General features: G+C 72.7%; 2 protein-coding genes and 1 pseudogene. All 3 read right to left on the bottom strand.

Annotated elements, in window-relative coordinates; all coding sequences use genetic code 11:
• On the bottom strand, positions 1-1390 hold a 1390-nt coding region (locus AB7U92_RS25185), incomplete at its 3' end, for an ATP-binding protein (RefSeq protein ID WP_428583295.1).
• Positions 1387-2601 (bottom strand): type II secretion system inner membrane protein GspF, encoded by a 1215-nt coding sequence (gene gspF, locus AB7U92_RS25180; protein ID WP_428583293.1) that lies wholly within the window; start codon positions 2599-2601, stop codon positions 1387-1389. The genes AB7U92_RS25185 and gspF, both read right to left, overlap by 4 nt.
• Positions 2602-2604: 3 nt before the next feature.
• A pseudogene (locus tag AB7U92_RS25175) lies at positions 2605-2865 on the bottom strand (type II secretion system protein GspE); the annotation flags it as partial.

The following is a 2865-nucleotide window of genomic DNA, read 5'->3' as shown; positions in this document are numbered from 1 at the left end:
TGCGGCTCATGCCGACGAGGTGCACCTCGGTGCCGGCCAGCAGCGCCGGCGCCGGCTCGGCAGCCACGCTGTCGCGCAGCGGCACCAGCAGCATGAAGGTCGAACCCTGGCCGGGCAGGCTCTGCACCTCGATGCGCCCGCCCAGCAGCGTGGCCAGCTCGCGCGCGATGGCCAGCCCCAGCCCGGTGCCGCCGAAGCGGCGCGTGGTGGAGAGGTCGGCCTGCGAGAAGGCCTCGAACAGGCCGGCGACCTGCACTTCCGGCATGCCGATACCGCTGTCGCGTACCGCGATGCGCGCCCAGGCGCTGCCGTCGGCGTCGCGCTCGGGGGCGGCGAACACGCGCACCTCGCCGCGCTCGGTGAACTTCACCGCGTTGCCGACCAGGTTGTGCAGGATCTGCCGCAGCCGCGCGGCGTCGCCGACCGCGCTGGCGGGCAGGTCGGCGGTGCAGTGCGACAGCAGGTCGACACCCTTGGCCTCGGCCTGTGCCGAGAACACCTCGGCCGCGTCGTGGATCACGTCGTGCAGGTCGAAGCGCTCGCTGGCCACGCGCATGCGCCCGGCCTCGAGCTTGGAGAAGTCGAGCACGTCGTCGACCAGCGACATCAGTGCCGACGAGCTGCGGCGCAGCACCGACAGCACCTGGCGCTGCCCCTCGTCGAGCCGCGTGCCGCGCAGCAGCTCGGCCGCGCCGACGATGCCGTGCAGCGGCGTGCGGATCTCGTGGCTCATGTTGGCGAGGAAGCGCGCCTTGACCTGCGCGGCGTCCTCGGCGCGGCGGCGCGCTTCGTCGAGCTGCGCCAGCAGCGCACGCCGCCAGCGGATGCCCATCACCAGCACCAGCGCGTTGACGGTCAATGCGCCGGCGATGGCGAGGTCACGCCGCCACGCGCCGAGTTGCTCCGGGTCGACCGGCAGCACGCCGAGCACGGCGGCCAGCTGGCCGACGAACAGCGCCTCGGCGACGATCAGCGCCGTCATCACCGCGCCGTCGACCAGCAGCCCGCCTTGCAGCAGCAGCAGCGGCAGCGCGCTCAGCCACCACAGCGCCGGACCCTGGGTGTCACCCTGGCGCAGCAGGCCGCCGCTGAGCGCGACGAAGGCCGTCCAGGCCAGCAGCCGGATGCCCAGCGTGGGCCGGCCGCGGCGATGCGCATCGCGCCAGATCAGCCCGGCGGCCACCAGCGCCGCGGCCGTGGTCAGCGTCTCCGGAAGCAGCCGCGCCCAGAGGTTGGCCAGCAGGAACACGCCGCCGGCAGCGAACACCAGCGCCGCCACCAGGTGCAGCAGGCGGCGCGCCAGCTCCTGCTCGAGGGCGTGGGCGGAATCGACCGTGGCTGTGGTGCCGGGCGTGCCCGTCGTCTCGGACGCCGGCCCCGGCCCGCTCATTTGACCCAGGTGTTGAGCTGGATGATCGGCAGCAGCACGGCCAGCACGATGAGCATGACCACGCCACCCATCGCCACGATCAGCAGCGGCTCCAGGATGGTGGCCATCTGCATCGCGCGGCGCTGCACTTCGGCGCCGAGCTGGCGCGCCGCACGGTCGAGCATGACCGGCAGCTGGCCGGTCTGCTCGCCCAGGCGCGAGAACATCGCCAGCAGCCCCGGGAAGCGCTTCTTGCCGGCCAGCGCCGAGGCCAGCGGTGCGCCTTCGCGCACCTGCACTAGCGCTTCCATCGCATCGGCGCGCATGGCGCGGTTGGACAAGGTCTCGGCTGCGGCCTGCAGTGCCTTGAGGATGGGAACGCCGGCGCCGGCCAGCATCGCCAGCGTGCCGGCGAAGCGCGCCGCGTTGTAGCCGCGCGAGAGCCGGCCGATCAGCGGCAGGGTGAGCCAGGCGGCGTCGAAGCGCTCGCGGAAGGCTTCGTTGCGCAGCATGAACAGCAGCGCGCCGATGCCGCCGGCGATGCCCAGGATCAGCAGCCAGCCCCAGCTGCGCAGGAAGCCGCTGATCGCCAGCATCGCCACGGTGAGCGCAGGCAGCGCACGCTTGGAACTGGTGAACACCGAGGCCACCTGCGGCACCACGTAGGTGACGAGGAAGACCACGATCACCACCGCGATAAGCGAGACGATGGCCGGATAGAGCGTGGCGCCGATCAGCTTGGCGCGCAGCGCCTGGCGTTCCTCCAGGTCGTCGGCCAGGCGCTCGAGCACCGGCCCGAGCGCGCCGCTGGCCTCGCCGGCGGCGACCACGCCGCGGTAGACGTCGTCGAACTCCCGCGGCAGCGTGCCGAGTGCCCGGGCGAAGGCCGAGCCGGCGTTGACCTCGCTGCGCAGGTGCGCCACCAGCTCGCGCTGGCGGTTGTCTTCCGCCTCGTCGGCCAGGGCCGTCAGTGCGCGCTCGAGCGGCAGGCCCGAGCCCACCAGGCCGGCGAGCTGGCGCGTCCACACCGTCAGGCCGGTGCTGCTGAACACCTTGCGCTTGAGGTTGAAGCCGCCGGCCGCGCTGGTGTCGGCGGCCACCGCCTTCACATCCAGCGGCACCAGCGCCTGAGCGCGCAGCTGTGCGCGCGCCGCCTTGGCGTTGTCGGCTTCCAGCAGGCCGGAGCTGGCCTTGCCGGTGGCGTCGAGCGCTTCGAAGCGGTAGGCCGGCACGTCTTACTCTCGGGTGACGCGCAAGACCTCTTCGAGCGAGGTGATGCCTTCGGCCACCAGCCGCTCGCCGTCCTCGCGCATCGAGCGCAGGCCGCCTTCCTCGGCGGCCACGAACAGCTGGCTCTCGGCGGCCCGGCTGTGGATCAGCGCCTGCACCTTGTCGTCGGCCACCATCAGCTCGTAGACGCCGGTGCGGCCCTTGTAGCCGCTCATGCCGCATTCCTTGCAGCCCACCGGGTGCCAGCGGCCGCGATCGTCCTGCTT

It is taken from the genome of Piscinibacter sp. (assembly GCF_050175855.1).
In the GTDB taxonomy this organism is placed as follows: Bacteria; Pseudomonadota; Gammaproteobacteria; order Burkholderiales; family Burkholderiaceae_C; genus Piscinibacter.
This window is presented reverse-complemented; position numbering and strand designations above follow the sequence as displayed.